Consider the following 14110-nt stretch of genomic DNA (forward strand, 5'->3'; position numbering starts at 1 on the left):
GGCAGCGGCTTTGTCACGTGCAAGGCGAAGTCCGGAGAACATCCAGCGCTGATGCGGATAAAAGAAGTTACGGTAGCTCGGGCGCGTATGGTCCAATGGGGTGACGATCGCGCCGCCCCTTAACACCATCTGGCTCACCATGAACTTTCCGTTGTACTCGCCTACGGCACCAGTACTAGGTTTGAAGCCGGGGTAGGGGCTGTAGGCGCTTTGCGTCCATTGCCAGGCCACGTCGTCGACCTGTTCGAGGGAACCGAGGTTGGCGGCCAATTCCCACTCGGCCTCGGTAGGCAGACGCGCTTCGGACCATAGCGCAAACGCGGCCGCTTCGTAGTAGCTGAGATGGCTGACGGGCGCGTCCGGGTCGACGTTCTGCAATCCGGCAAGCGTCATTTCGCTCCATTTCGACCCTAACTCGCGCCAGTAAAACGGTGCGTTCCAGCCTTCGCGCTGCACGAGCGCCCAGCCGTCCGACAGCCACAGATCAGCGCGTTCGTATCCCCCCGCGTTCATGAACTCGAGCCATTCCCCATTGGTTACGAGGCGGTCGCTGATTTCGAACGGCGCAATCCAGACGGTATGTCGCGGTCCCTCGTTATCGAAGGCAAACGAGCCTGCCGGGTGGCCGATTTCGGTGAGACCGCCCTGGTGCGTCACATATTTGCCGCGACGTCCTGGCGGCGGATTCGGGTGGCTAGTTTCGTAAGCGGGATGGAGGGGCGATTGGGCGAACAGATGCAGGATGTCCATGAGGACCAGTTCCTGGTGCTGTTCCTCATGGGCAAAGCCGAGCCTCAGAAGATCATCCAGTGCCGATACGCTTGCACTGCTGAGCAACACCAGCATATGGTCGTCGACGTAGCGCCGGTAGCGAGTGATTTGCGCGCCCGCCGGGCGAGTCATCAGCCCGCGGAACGCCCGTGCCTGACGCGCACCGAATGACTCGTAGTACGAGTTGAATAGGAACGCGTAGCTATCGTCGAACGGACGATAGCTCGCGAGGTGGGGGATCAGCAGAAATGTCTCAAAGAACCACGTCGTGTGGCCGAGATGCCATTTGGTCGGGCTTGCGTCCGGCATGGACTGGACGACCATATCCTCTGCCGTCAGCTTTGCCGCGAGCGCTTCTGTCCGACGGCGCACCATCAGGTAACGGCTAGACGTCTCGTTGAGAAGGTCCGATGCGAGCAGCGTCCGATCACTTGCGTTCATAGTTTTATTCACGTCCGGTTGTTTGACATAGTCGCAATGCGGCCTGTTGGCTTGGACAGGCCGCGTCTGTTCGGGAACTGACGCAAGCAGTTGTTGTTTACCGGGGTCTTATGGGATGAGCGCTGTAGAACAGGCGACCCGGCTATCCAATCCGAAGAGCCAAATGGGTGACGAGACATGCTAACCAGGAATCGGGAATTTTGCTGTTCTGGCGCTGCGTCGAATGACGGCATGGACCTACGCATGACGGTGCAGGCGCGACGGATTGCCTTGACCGGTGCGGGCGCCGGCGATTTAGCGGGAAGATTATTCGCTAAATTTCGACATGTGAATTGGGATTGCCCTTAACAAAAGCCACAGCATGTTGAACTAGACTCGCCGACGTATCCAAAGCGTTATGCGCGGGTCCGGCCATGATTCTCGATGGCCCTGACCCACTAACCACTCATCCTCATGCTGCAGCCAACGTACTATTTTATCGACGTCATCAGGCAGGGTGTCGCGCGCGTGAGCCCGCACCGGATTGTCGTGCGACTTGCCGGCCGGGTCATCGCTGACACGCGGGCAGCGTATGCGATCGAGCAACGGTCGGACTCGGGCTACCTGATCCCGTCTGAAGATGTCGATATGCATTTCCTTAGGCCATCTGACGGTATTGATATGCCCGCGCAAATCAGCTCAAAGCGCTGGTTCGATTTCGAGTGTGGATCAACAAAGATCTTGCGCGTTGCGTGGCAGGATTCATTCGCAACTGATGCAATGGGAGTCGGGCGTTACCTCGCATTCGGGGCCCGCCGAGTCGACACAATTGAACGGCAACCTTTAACAACGCTTCTACAACTGCGTTGAGCGGGCCTGCTCTCCTGGCTCAATTACATCGCGTTATCGCCCCGGCTTAGCACACGAGGCGTTCGCAAATCCATCGCTACGCAATCGAGCATTGAGACTTATTCCAGCTTCAGATGAATCTATGAACTTAAGTAGATTGTTGGAATAAAAGCAGCGGGACAGAATGGGTCAACAACGCCAGGGGCAACGGGCGTGGCGGATCTCGATGACGCAACGGAGTCTCTTCAGTTGCGCTCGCTTCCGCCGCATTTGGGCATTCAGAGCGGGAGACCGCATCGTGAGCGAGACATGTCAATCAAATCATTTCACAACTACTATGGCGGCCGAGAGGCTGCGGCCAGGTCCGGACAGACTTTTACGTCCGAGAATCCAACCACCGGCCTGCAGTGGGGGACATTCCCGTTGTCCGACGCTGCGGATGTCGACGCAGCAGCGCGCGCTGCGGACAGCGCGTTTAACGGCAAGTGGGGTACTCTGTCGCACAGCGCACGCGGCCGTCTGATGATGAAACTGGGCGATCTGATCGGTGAGCACGCGGAGCGCCTCGCCGAACTCGATACGGCGCAAAATGGCCGGCTCCATTTCGAGGTGACAGCGCAGATCCGCGCGACGCAAGGCTGGATGTACTACTACGGCGGACTCGCCGACAAAATAGAAGGCTCCGTCATTCCGCTCGATCAGACCAGTGTGCTGAACTATACATTGCGCGAAGCCTTGGGGGTGGTCGGCGTCATCGTGCCATGGAATTCGCCGATTTTCCTTACGGTCATGTCGATCGCGCCCGCGCTGGCAGCCGGCAACACGATCCTGATCAAGCCGTCCGAAGTGACCTCGGCGTCTGCAATCGAACTCGCGAAGCTCGCGGATGAGGCTGGCCTGCCGCCAGGCGTGATCAACGTCGTGACCGGCATGCGCGAGGTTGGTGAGGCGCTCGTCGCCCACCCGCTCGTGAAGAAAATCTGCTTTACCGGCAGCGACCAGGCAGGCCGTGCGATTGCCGCGCGTGCCGGCGAGCGGCTGGTCAGCTGCACGCTCGAGCTCGGTGGCAAGAGTCCTAACATCGTGTTCGACGATGTCAATCTTGACCAGGCCGAGACGGGTATCCTGGCCGGTATTTTCGCCGCAGCCGGCCAGACCTGCATCGCGGGAAGCCGTGCCTATGTGCATGCGTCAATCTACGACGAATTGGTGGAGCGGCTGGTGGCCCGCACCCGGAAAATTCGCTTAGGCGACCCGATGGTCACGGCTACGCAGATGGGTCCGATTGCGACTGCTGCGCAGCTGAAAAAAAATCGCGACATGGTAGCGCGCGCAGCCGACGCCGGCGCCGAGATTTTATGCGGCGGCGACCTTGCGGATGTCCCGGGTCTGCCGCATGGATTCTTCTTCCAGCCGACCATTTTGCAACATGCATCTGCCTCCAGCGAATTAATGCAAAGCGAGGTGTTCGGCCCAGTGCTCGCCATTACACCGTTCAAGGAGTTCGAGGAGGTCGCCGGGATGGCGAACGACACGGCGTACGGTCTTGGCGCCGGCATCTGGACTCGCGACATCAAACGGGCCCACCTGCTTGCGCGCCGGATCAAGGCAGGCACGGTCTGGGTCAATACTTACCGCGCCATGTCGTACAGCTCGCCGTTCGGCGGCATGAAGGCAAGCGGTATAGGCAGGCAAAACGGCATCGAAGCGATCAACCAATACTTGCAGACGAAGAGCGTCTGGTGCGAACTGGGCGACGAGATCGCCGATCCGTTCATGATGAAGGTCTGATGTTCGAATGCGGGACGATGCACGCACAGAGACCGGCGGTGCGCTTTCACGGCACGGCGGTGCGGACACACTATTGAGACATGAAGGAGACGAACATGGCAGGACGTCTGGAGGGCAAGCGCGTTATTGTCACCGATTGGCAGAAATACAGCGGACCGGCGATTGTGGAATTGTTCCGCGAAGAGGGGGCCGAGGTGTTCCCGGATGCCAGCGACCTGTCTGTGCCCGACGCCGCCGACAGGCTGGTGAAGTCGGTGGGCCGCGTTGACGTGCTGATCGCCAATCTGGCGGTTCCGTTCGAGTTCGCCCCGGCGGTTGAGCGTGATGATGCGGAAATGATGCGCACGATCGAAGGCATTTATTACCCGCTACATCGCCTCGTGCGCGCGGTACTGCCGCAGATGCTCGAACGGAAAAGCGGCAAGATCGTCGTGACAGGCAGCGCCTCTGCGTTACGTGGCAGGGCGGGCGGTGTGGCGCTTTACGGCGCCGCCCGCGGGGCGCAACTCGCGTACATGCGCAACGTGGCGCTCGAAGTAGCGCCGCACGTGAATATCAACGCAACGGCCCAAACTTACGTCGACAATCCCACCTACTTCCCGCCCGAATATCAGCAGACTGAGGACTTCCGTGGCCGTCTGGCCGAATGCCCGGCGGGGCGTCTTGCCTCGATGCGCGAATGCGCACAGACCGTGCTGTTTCTGGCCGGCCCGGAGAGCAACTTCTTCTATGGGCAGACCATTCCGTTCGCCGGCGGTTGGACGGTTTGAACACCCTCGCTGGGTGCAACCTTTCCACGCGTGAGCGGGACCGGAGGCCACTTGCGTCTTCTTGATCGCTTACAATCGGCGCGGAAGAAGAAAGGATGGCTTCGGCGAAGTGGCGCGCCCCGTAGGGGCGTCTCGGGGGGAGCATGAATCTCACGTTCAGGCAGTTGAAGGTCTTCGTCAAACTCTATGAACTGAGAAGCTTCACGGCCACCGCGCAAGCCCTGCACATGACGCAGTCCGCGGTCAGCAAGCTGTGTTCGGAGATGGAAGAAGAAGTAGGCTTTCCGTTGTTCGAACGAACCACTCGCCGGGTCGAACCGAAGGACGGCGCCGAGGACCTCTACGGTTTCGCGCTCGAATTGCTGGGTACCTTGGACGCCGCTACCCGCAGCCTGTCGGATCTCACTGCTATTCGAAAAGGCACGCTCAGCATCGCGGCTGCGCCGATGATCGTCTACTCTCTCCTCTGCGAGGCGATGGCGCAATATCACAAGCTGTATCCAGGTGTCCGAATCGAGGTACACGAAATCTCCACGGATCTCGCCATTGAATACGTGATGAACGGCAAGGTCGATTTCGGCATGGTGGCGATCGACAGGCCGCACCCGAAGTTGTTGGTCGAGCCCGTCTACCGCGATCACCTCTGTCTCGCGTGTCCCACTTCGCACCCGCTAGCGAGCAAAGGCCCTGTGACGTGGGAGCGCATTGCGCAGGAAGACCTGATCATGCTGCGCGCGGACAACAATATGGGCCGAATCGTGCAGCAAATCGTGGAAAACGAGGAGATCAAGTCCAGGCCGATGCTCGAAGCAGGCGCGCTCACGTCGCTGCTCGGGCTTGTCAAAGCCGGTGCTGGAGTTGCGGTCGTGCCTGAATACGCTGCCCGGTACAGTCATGACTTCGGTATCGCTACAGTGCCAATTCGTCCGGGCAAAAAAGACACGCGCACGCTTTCGCTGATCCGTCGCAGCAACGCACGCTCGTCGACTGCTGCGATGAAATTCATCGAACTCCTGAAGGAAGTACTCCCCAGGCTCGATGTGCCGCCGCGCTCGTCTACGAGGTAGCCGTAGACTCATTCCACAACACGATCAGTCCATAACATTAAGTCGATTGTCGGAATAAGCCCGTGCGTTCAACATGAAGGCAGATATCAGGATCTCATCACACAGTCCTCTGCCATGACACACGAAACCGAAAAGCTCGCCCGCCTGTCTGAACGACCGTTTGGTCCACTGCAAGGGATCAAGGTGGTGGATCTGACCTCTGTCGGCATGGGCCCTTACGCCACCCAGATTCTTGGAGACATGGGCGCGGAGGTGCTGAAGGTCGAAGCACCCGAGGGCGACGTTTTCCGCCACGCCGCGCCGGCAAGCTCAAATGGGATGGGTGCCATCTACATGAGTTTGAACCGTAATAAGAGGAGCGTGACCCTCGATCTGAAGCATCCTTCCGACCTCGCAGCGCTCAAGCTTCTCATTGAGGGCGCGGACGTGTTCGTCTCGAACGTGCGTCCACGTGCTCTGCGAAAGCTGGGTCTCGGTTACGAGTCGCTCTCGGCGGATAACCCGCGTCTCATCTATTGCGCGGCAGTGGGTTTCGGGCAGCAGGGTCCGTACGCTGAAAGGCCCGCATTCGACGACATCATCCAGGCGATGAGCGGGATTGCAAGTTTGCAAGGCCACAACAGCGGTGTGCCTGCCTATGTGAACACTATTATGGCTGACAAGGTCGCGGGGCTGACGCTCGCGTATTCGATTCCCATGGCACTGTACGAACGCGAGAAGTCGGGGCGCGGCCAGGCGATCGAAGTGCCGATGTTCGAAACGCTCGTGTCGTTTGCACTGATCGAGCATCTGGGCGGCGAGGCGTTCGAGCCGCCGCTCGGGCCGATGGGCTACGGACGAGTCCTCTCGCCGCATCGGCGCCCGTATCAGACCCAGGATGGCTACATCAGCTTGCTGCCGTACACGGACGGTCAGTGGAGCCGGTTCTTCGCCCTGGCGGGGCGGCCCGAACTGGCTGCGGACGAGCGCTTCTCGAGCGCGAAGTCTCGCAGCACGAACTTCGACGCGCTCTACGGAACGCTCGCGGAGATTGTGCTTGAGCGTACGACGCAGGCATGGCTGAACCTGCTGGAGCTTGCGGATATCCCAGTCGCCGCGGTCCTGTCGCTAGACGAACTGCTCGATGACCCGCATCTTGCGCAGACCGATTTCTTCATTGAACGCGAGCACCCCACTGAAGGCACCGTGCGGATGATGAATATCCCGGTGCGCTTTTCGCGCACACCCGGTGAGATCCGTTCCCTGCCTCCGCGACAGGGCAGCCACCAGGGTGAGCTGGAGGCGCTGGCCATCATTCGAGAGCCAGGCATCTGATCCGGGAGCGACGCTTGGAACCTATGGAAACCATTATTTACGAGGTCCGCGAGTCGGTCGCAGAGATTGCCCTGGCGCGCGCACCGGCCAATGCCCTCGACGAGCCGACCCTGCAGAAACTGCTCGATGCGTTGAGGCGCGCGGCCATAGATCCCGAAGTGCGTGTCGTGCTGCTGCACAGCGCCATTGCCAACCGTTTCTGCGCGGGGCTCGATCTAAAGGTTTTGCGTGACTACGGAGCGCAGCAACTGCGCGGCGTACTGCAGAAGTTGTATGTCGATCTGTTCGACGTCCAGTTTAATCTGGGCAAGCCGTCGATTGCGGCGGTCTCGGGCGCGACCCGCGGCGGGGGCATGACGGTCGCGGTGGCCTGCGACCTGGTAGTCGCGTCCACCGCCGCCACGTTCGGCTACCCGGAAATTGACAGTGGTTTGTTGCCGGCGATCCATTACGTGCATCTGCCTCGCATTGTCGGTCGTCAGCGCGCCTTCGATCTGCTTTTCACGGGGCGCACGATCTCGGCGCAAGACGCGCTTGAACTCGGTCTGATCAATCGCGTCGTTGAGGAGGGTCATGTGTTGGACGCGGCGCGACAACTGGCGCAGACACTGGCAAGCAAGCCTGCCGAGACAGTGCGACGCGGACGCGCCGCCTTTATGTCCGTGATCGACCAGAACTATCGGCGTGACATCGCCGCAGCCGTGGAGCAGTTCTGCAATGTGGCGGCAGGTGAGGAAGCACGCGCGGGTCTTGCGGCTTTTTCCGGCAGGCGGGACCCGGACCGGGTGCGAGATTCCCAGGCAGGGTCCAACGAGTTAAATGCATAGAGCGACCAGGACTGACAATGGAAAAGGATGACAAGACTTGCTTCTCGCTGTCACGTGACGAACGGGGGGTGACATATCTGGCTATCGCGGCCGGCAAGATCAACGTGCTGGGTTTCGATGAGATGACGGCGCTGACCCGTGCGGTTAACTCGCTGCGTGACGACCCCGATCTGCGCTGTCTCGTCATAACGGGCGGCCCCCGCGCCTGGATAGGGGGCGCCAATATCAAGGAAATGGTTGAGCTCGCGCCGGCAACGGGACGGGCGTTCATCAGCCGTCTCGGCGAGCTTTGCGAGAGCGTGAGGATGTTGCCGGTTCCGGTCATCGCCGCGATTGACGGCTGGTGCCTGGGACTAGGCGTAGAGTTCGCCGCAGCCTGCGACATTCGCCTTGCCACGCATCATTCGAAGTTCGCCATGCCCGAAGTCAAGATCGGGATTCCGTCTGTCGTGCATGCCGCCATGTTGCCGCGCCAGATCGGCGCGGCACGCACGCGCTGGTGGTTGCTGACCGGCCGAACCATCAATGCCGATGAAGCCCTTTCATGGGGCTTGCTGAATGAGGTGGTCGATCCCACCGAATTGGATGAGCGCGTTGAGAGCACAGTGCAAAGCATTCTCGAGTGTCCGCCGCAGGCGCTCCGGACGCAAAAGGCACTGTGCAACGAGTGGGAAGAGAAGCCCTTGTCGGAAGCGATCGAACTCACTATCGAACCGTTTGGCGAAGCGTTTGCAACAGGCGAACCCACTGTCGCGATGCGCGCATTCCTCGAAAGGAAGCGGAACGCGTAGACCGTGGTGAGCGAATCAGAGTGGCCGCTCGGGGTTGAGCCGTTAGGAAGATACAGAAACAAGGAGACACAAGATGGAGGAAGGCATGCGAGCGACGCAAAGCGCGGCCGGGCGTTGGGAAATGACGCGCGTATTGGTCGCGTCGACAGTCGGCACGCTGTTCGAGTGGTACGACTTTTTTTTGTACGGTTCGCTCGCGTCGGTGATATCGACGCAGTTCTTTAGCGGGCTGACCGGCAGTGCACAGTTTGTCTTCGCATTGCTGGTGTTTGGGGTGGGTTTTGCGTTTCGTCCGCTTGGGGCGCTCATCTTCGGCCGCCTTGGCGATCGGGTAGGGCGTAAGTATACGTTTCTCGCCACTTTGATCCTGATGGGTGGTGCGACGTTTTGCGTCGGCTTGCTGCCGTCCTACGCGAAATGGGGCCTGGCATCACCGGCGCTCCTCGTTCTCATGCGTATTTTGCAGGGCGTGGGCATCGGCGGGGAATACGGTGGCGCCGCCGTGTTCGTGGCTGAGCACGCACCGACGAACCGGCGCGGTGCGTATACAAGCTGGATCCAGACCACCGGCCCCCTAGGGATGGTGGTCGCACTCATGGTGGTGTATTTCTGTCGTCGCCTGACAGGTGACGCGTTCGAGAGCTGGGGGTGGCGGATTCCATTCTTACTCTCGGGGGTGATCCTGGCGATTTCGCTATACATCCGGATGCAGATCAGCGAGTCGCCGCTTTTCCAGAAAATGAAGGCGGAAGGTAAGACGTCCCAGCGCCCGATCGCTGAAACCTTCGGTGAATGGCGCAACTTCAAGGTCGTCCTGATCGCGCTGTTCGGACTGGTGACAGGTGTGACGACAGTTATCTATACGGCGCAGGTGTATTCGTTCTTCTTCCTCACGCACACCCTGCGCGTGGATCCGGGACCGGCTGGCCTCTATGTCGCGATTGCACTTGTCATCACTACGCCGCTGTTCTGGGTTGTCGGTTCTCTTTCGGACCGGGTCGGCCGCAAGCCGATCATCATGCTGGGATGTCTGGTGGGTGCGCTGACTTTCTTCCCGATCTATCACGCACTGACTCACTATGCGAACCCTGCGCTCGAATCGGCCATTCTGTCCGCACCGGTCACAGTGGAAGCCGACAGCGCGACGTGCTCGCTACAGTTCAACCCGCTAGGCAGCCGGCAGGAGCAAAGCGATTGCGACCGTGTCAAGGCGCTGCTGGCACAAAGCGGTGTGCCTTATCGCGCAATAGACGAGTCGGGGGCCACGCATGTCACCGTCACGATCGGCAGGACCCGGTACGCAGGCGCGGCCGTGACTGCAATACAAAGCGGTCTCGTCGCCGCGGGCTACCCGGTCCGTGCCGATCCTGCGCACGTCAACGCCCCGATGATCGTGCTGCTAGTCGTATTGTTGGGCGTCTATCTTGCGATGGTATTTGCGCCGCTTGCTGCTGCGCTTGTCGAGATGTTTCCGGGACGTATTCGTTACACCGCGCTCTCGTTTCCCTACCATTTGGGCAACGGTCTTGTGGGTGGCTTCTTCCCAGCCATCGCCTTTGCGATCGTCGCGCAAACCGGCGACATCTATGCGGGGCTCTGGTACCCGGTGGTTTTTACACTGAGCACAGTGGTCATAGGCGGAGTCTTCCTGAAAGAACAGCGGGCGCAGCAAATGACCGAACTCGGCCGATCCGCAAGTACGGCGACAGAACGGCCCCAATGAACAAATAGTCCGACTGGCGTGGCCTTGCGATTATTGGGCTCGGCTGAATAGTGTTCTCGTCCGCGCCCGACTGATCTTCACGTTCAAAAGTCCCATAATCCGTTGAGCAGGATTGCAACCTGCCTTGATTGCAGAGACGTGATGCGCAAGCCGGATGAACAGGGTTGTCCCGTCGAGCGTTGCTGTCTGCACCAAGGCAAATCGACGCTTTATATTCCACGAAGGATCACGCAATGACTACCGATAACACACCCACGCTGTATGAATCGAAGGCTTCGCCGAACGCTCGCCGGGTCCGGATTTTCCTTGCGGAGAAGCAACTCGAGATTGCGACCAAAGGGGTGGACCTCGGGGCAAAGGAGCAGTTCTCGGACGCCTTCGTAGCGATCAACCCGCGTCGCCAGGTGCCCACGTTGGTGCTGGCCGACGGGACCTCGATTGGCGAAGTGCCGGCAATCTGGCGGTACTTCGAGGAAGCGTATCCGGAGAAGCTCGCTTTGTTGGGCACGACGCCCAAGACAAAGGCCTTGATCAGCATGTGGGAGCGCCGTGCTGAACTGGACGGATTCTCGCCGGTCATGGAAGGCGTTCGAAATGCCGTTGCCGGTCTGAAAGGTCGGGCCCTGTCAGGTCCACATGCCTATGAACAGATCCCGGAGATCGTCGAGCGCAGCAAGTTGCGAGTGGCCAACTTCTTTGCCGATTTCGATGAGCGTCTAAAGGCGGTCGCGTTCGTCGCGGGCGACGAATTCTCGGCGGCCGATATTACGACGCTAGTGACCATCGACTTCGCGGCCGGTGGCTTGAAGATGGCAATCCCGGACGAGCACCAAGCGTTGCACGCATGGTACGACAAGGTGTCGAGTCGTCCGGCTTCGAAGGCGTAACGGGTTTGGCGTCCATGCCTTGGTCAGACGCGCAGTGCTGTACTTGCTGCAAAGCACTATGTAGATGAATAACCGGGTTAGCCCAGACAGTATCCGGCTCGAGCGTCGTTCATGAGTAGACGATTGCGCCGTCATTCCTCTTCGATTTATTGGAAACATCATGAGTCAATCTGTTGTGCTTATCACTGGCGCGCTGACGGGTATCGGTCGCGCCACAGCCGTAGCGTTTGCACGCGAGGGTGCGAAGATTGTGGTGTCGGGACGCCGCGCAGAGGCGGGCGAAGAACTGGTGCGCGAGTTGCGTGGGCACGCCGGCGCCGAGGCAGAATTCGTCAAGACGGACGTGCGGGACGAAAACGAAGTCCAGGCTCTTGTCGATTTCGCGGTTAAACGCTTTGGCCGGCTCGATGTAGCCGTCAACAACGCCGGCACGGAAGGCGTGGCGGCACCCGTGGTCGAGCAGACCCCGGAGACGTACGCGGCTGCGTTCGACACGAATGTGCTTGGCACACTTTTGTGTCTGAAGCATGAAATGCGAGTGATGCTGGCGCAGAAGAGCGGCAGCATCATCAATATCTCGTCCACCATGGGTAGCCGCGGCGCGCCGGGTGTTTCGATGTATGTCGCGAGCAAGCATGCCGTCGAAGGGCTGACGAAAGCGGCCGCGTTGGAAGCTGCGGCTGTTGGCGTGCGTGTGAACGCTGTTGCGCCTGGCCCGGTCGAAACAGGCATGCTCGACCGCTTTGCCGGGAGTGCCGAGCGCAAGCAGGCATTGCAAGCCGGTGTGCCGGCCAGGCGCGTTGGGACACCAGATGAAATTGCCGACGCTGTTCTGTTCCTTGCGTCGCCGAAGTCGACCTTTGTGGTCGGTCAGATTATCGGCGTGAACGGCGGCAAGACGGCGTTTTGATTCGGTTCTACGGATGGCCGAAGCATTGACGGCCGGAAGTCCTTCCCATTTCGAGGTAATGCTATTCATGGAAAAATCAATCAAGATTCCGAATGCCGACCATCCGATCACGATTGAGCGTAAAGGCGCGCGTGTCATCGTGTCGGCGGACGGCACCGTCATTTGCCGACACGATGGATGCGCTTTCTCTGCTGGAGGCGAAGTATCCAGAAGTGCTATACGTTCCGCGCAAGGACGTTGACATGACTAAGCTCGAGCGTACCTCGCTCAGCACATATTGCCCGTATAAGGGCGACTGTAGTTACTACAGCATCCCCGCAGCGGGTGAGCGTTCGGTGAACGCCGTGTGGACCTATGAAGAGCCGTTTCCGGCGGTCGAGGCCATCAAGGATCACCTTGCCTTCTACCCGGACCGTGTGGATTCAATTACGGTCGCCGTGAACTGACGGCCCCGGTACTGCCAGCGGGAGTGCCGAGATACAAAGCTCAGATCGCCTTAACCGGGGACCTCCTGAAGAAAAACGCCGCCCACGGGCGGCGTTTTTCATGGTGCATGCGTAGCGTGAAACTGCATTATTCGGATTGCGTAACAAGTAAATTGGTAACAGCGGGAATGATGAACCCGGCCAATTTCCCTAGACTTACGGTGGTGGTTGCAGCTGAACGTCGTCTTTGCCGGCTTCAGCGGAAGTCCGTGCAGACCATCGGTGAGCCGCCGGATCAAACGGAAGGGTCTCTATGGGGCCTCGCATCCCCGTTATATGTCCGAGCGACCGGCACCGATTTAACTGATTTCATCTTTCGGAGGTGGTTGTGTCAAAGCTTTTTCTTGAAGCCCGTCTGGGCGCTTATTCGCTGTCGCATCGTGTTGTGATGGCGCCGCTCACGCGTATGCGTGCGGGTGAGAACGATGTGCCGGGCGACCTGATGGTCGAGTATTACGCGCAGCGCGCTTCGAAGGGCGGACTGATTGTGGCCGAAGCCACGCCGGTTTCGCCGTGGGCCGTCGGCTATTTCGGCGCGCCGGGGATTTTTACGAACGAGCAGGTCGCAGGATGGAAGCGTGTCGTAGACGCCGTGCATGCAAAGGGCGCACGCATTTTCTTGCAGGTCTTCCACGCCGGACGACAATCGCATACGGATCTGCTGCCGGGCAATGGCGAGCCGCTCGCACCTTCGGCCATCGAATCGGGCAGCTTCTCTCACACGCGTGAAGGATGGAAGCCGTCCTCGGCACCGCGCGCACTGAATACCGAGGAAATCGCTGGTGTGGTGGAGGAATTCCGATTGGGTGCAGAGTTCGCCAAAGCAGCCGGCTTTGACGGCGTCGAAATTCACGCTGCGAATGGCTACCTGATCGACCAATTCCTGCAAACCGGATCGAACCAGCGTACGGACTCGTACGGCGGTTCGGCTGCGAACCGCGCGCGCTTCCTGCTGGAAGTAACGCAAGCGGTGGTTTCGGTTTGGGGCGGCGATCGCGTGGGCGTGCGTGTGGGACCGAGTGGAAAGTTCGGCGGCATGTCGGATAGCAACCCTGCCGAAACGTTCGGTTACGTTGCCGAGCAACTGAACCGCTTCAACCTGGCTTACCTCCATATCATCGAACCGCGTGTCGAAGGTTCAGAGACGGTATCAGAGAGCCCACCGGTCGCCGCTCAACAACTACGCGCTGTGTTCAAGGGGCCGATCATCGCTGCGGGTGGCTTCACGCCAGAGTCCGCGAACGCGGTCATCGAGGCGGGCGTGGCGGATCTCGTTGCGTTTGGCCGTCACTTCGTCTCCAATCCCGATCTTCCGGAGCGCGTGCGTCTTGGCAAGCCGCTGGCGCACTACGACCGTGACACGTTCTATGCAGGTGTGGAACGCGGCTACACGGACTACCCGGCGTTCGATCAGCAAGTCGAAGCGGCCTGATAGCCACGGGCCATGACGCCTGGATGAAGCTGCGGCGCGTGCGCCGTTGCTTCATCATCTTTGTCTGGCTCGG

The 14110-nt window shown here is 59.8% G+C and carries 11 protein-coding genes and 2 pseudogenes; 12 read left to right on the plus strand and 1 reads right to left on the minus strand.

Going from position 1 to position 14110, the window contains the following annotated elements:
* Positions 1 to 12: 12 nt before the first annotated feature.
* A pseudogene (gene egtB, locus PQR53_RS29855) lies at positions 13 to 1212 on the minus strand (ergothioneine biosynthesis protein EgtB); the annotation flags it as partial.
* 453 nt (positions 1213 to 1665) lie between these two features.
* Between egtB and PQR53_RS29860 the strand changes: the two are divergent.
* The 12 genes and pseudogenes from PQR53_RS29860 (at position 1666) to PQR53_RS29915 (ending at position 14037) form a co-directional block, all read left to right on the plus strand.
* The gene (locus PQR53_RS29860) at positions 1666 to 2061 is read left to right on the plus strand and encodes a DUF427 domain-containing protein (protein ID WP_408462195.1); all 396 of its coding nucleotides are present in this window, start codon (positions 1666 to 1668) and stop codon (positions 2059 to 2061) included.
* A gap of 288 nt (positions 2062 to 2349) precedes the next feature.
* Positions 2350 to 3831, plus strand: coding sequence for an aldehyde dehydrogenase (locus PQR53_RS29865; protein WP_408462198.1), 1482 nt, complete (start codon positions 2350 to 2352; stop codon positions 3829 to 3831).
* Positions 3832 to 3926: 95 nt separating this feature from the next.
* A complete protein-coding gene (locus tag PQR53_RS29870; RefSeq protein ID WP_408462201.1) occupies positions 3927 to 4601 on the plus strand; it encodes an SDR family NAD(P)-dependent oxidoreductase in 675 nt (224 codons plus the stop codon).
* A gap of 143 nt (positions 4602 to 4744) precedes the next feature.
* Positions 4745 to 5668, plus strand: a complete 924-nt coding sequence (locus PQR53_RS29875; protein ID WP_408462204.1) for a LysR family transcriptional regulator — start codon at positions 4745 to 4747, stop codon at positions 5666 to 5668.
* A gap of 114 nt (positions 5669 to 5782) precedes the next feature.
* Entirely contained in the window at positions 5783 to 6982 is a 1200-nt protein-coding gene (locus PQR53_RS29880) for a CaiB/BaiF CoA transferase family protein (RefSeq protein ID WP_408462207.1), read from the plus strand.
* Between the two features lie 23 nt (positions 6983 to 7005).
* Positions 7006 to 7809 (plus strand): enoyl-CoA hydratase/isomerase family protein, encoded by an 804-nt coding sequence (locus PQR53_RS29885; protein WP_408462210.1) that lies wholly within the window; start codon positions 7006 to 7008, stop codon positions 7807 to 7809.
* A gap of 17 nt (positions 7810 to 7826) precedes the next feature.
* Positions 7827 to 8600 carry an enoyl-CoA hydratase gene (locus tag PQR53_RS29890; RefSeq protein WP_408462213.1) on the plus strand — a complete coding sequence of 258 codons (774 nt, stop codon included), beginning with the start codon at positions 7827 to 7829 and terminating at the stop codon, positions 8598 to 8600.
* Positions 8601 to 8673: 73 nt separating this feature from the next.
* On the plus strand, positions 8674 to 10323 hold the full coding sequence (locus tag PQR53_RS29895) for an MFS transporter (RefSeq protein ID WP_408462216.1): 1650 nt from the start codon (positions 8674 to 8676) through the stop codon (positions 10321 to 10323).
* A 233-nt stretch (positions 10324 to 10556) separates the two neighbouring features.
* Positions 10557 to 11210, plus strand: a complete 654-nt coding sequence (locus PQR53_RS29900; RefSeq protein ID WP_408462219.1) for a glutathione S-transferase — start codon at positions 10557 to 10559, stop codon at positions 11208 to 11210.
* A gap of 160 nt (positions 11211 to 11370) precedes the next feature.
* Entirely contained in the window at positions 11371 to 12120 is a 750-nt protein-coding gene (locus PQR53_RS29905) for an SDR family NAD(P)-dependent oxidoreductase (protein WP_408462222.1), read from the plus strand.
* Positions 12121 to 12187: 67 nt separating this feature from the next.
* Positions 12188 to 12566: pseudogene (locus PQR53_RS29910) on the plus strand (DUF427 domain-containing protein).
* Between the two features lie 367 nt (positions 12567 to 12933).
* A complete protein-coding gene (locus PQR53_RS29915; protein ID WP_408462225.1) occupies positions 12934 to 14037 on the plus strand; it encodes an alkene reductase in 1104 nt (367 codons plus the stop codon).
* Positions 14038 to 14110: the final 73 nt, after the last annotated feature.

It is taken from the genome of Paraburkholderia fungorum (assembly GCF_046027605.1).
Classification (GTDB): Bacteria; Pseudomonadota; Gammaproteobacteria; order Burkholderiales; family Burkholderiaceae; genus Paraburkholderia; species Paraburkholderia fungorum_F.

Bases quoted from the DNA above. Each gene is read 5' to 3' on its own strand.
- PQR53_RS29860 (WP_408462195.1), top strand. From the start codon at position 1,666: ATGCTGCAGCCAACGTACTATTTTATCGACGTCATCAGGCAGGGTGTC.
- PQR53_RS29865 (WP_408462198.1), top strand. From the start codon at position 2,350: ATGTCAATCAAATCATTTCACAACTACTATGGCGGCCGAGAGGCTGCG.
- PQR53_RS29870 (WP_408462201.1), top strand. From the start codon at position 3,927: ATGGCAGGACGTCTGGAGGGCAAGCGCGTTATTGTCACCGATTGGCAG.
- PQR53_RS29875 (WP_408462204.1), top strand. From the start codon at position 4,745: ATGAATCTCACGTTCAGGCAGTTGAAGGTCTTCGTCAAACTCTATGAA.
- PQR53_RS29880 (WP_408462207.1), top strand. From the start codon at position 5,783: ATGACACACGAAACCGAAAAGCTCGCCCGCCTGTCTGAACGACCGTTT.
- PQR53_RS29885 (WP_408462210.1), top strand. From the start codon at position 7,006: ATGGAAACCATTATTTACGAGGTCCGCGAGTCGGTCGCAGAGATTGCC.
- PQR53_RS29890 (WP_408462213.1), top strand. From the start codon at position 7,827: ATGGAAAAGGATGACAAGACTTGCTTCTCGCTGTCACGTGACGAACGG.
- PQR53_RS29895 (WP_408462216.1), top strand. From the start codon at position 8,674: ATGGAGGAAGGCATGCGAGCGACGCAAAGCGCGGCCGGGCGTTGGGAA.
- PQR53_RS29900 (WP_408462219.1), top strand. From the start codon at position 10,557: ATGACTACCGATAACACACCCACGCTGTATGAATCGAAGGCTTCGCCG.
- PQR53_RS29905 (WP_408462222.1), top strand. From the start codon at position 11,371: ATGAGTCAATCTGTTGTGCTTATCACTGGCGCGCTGACGGGTATCGGT.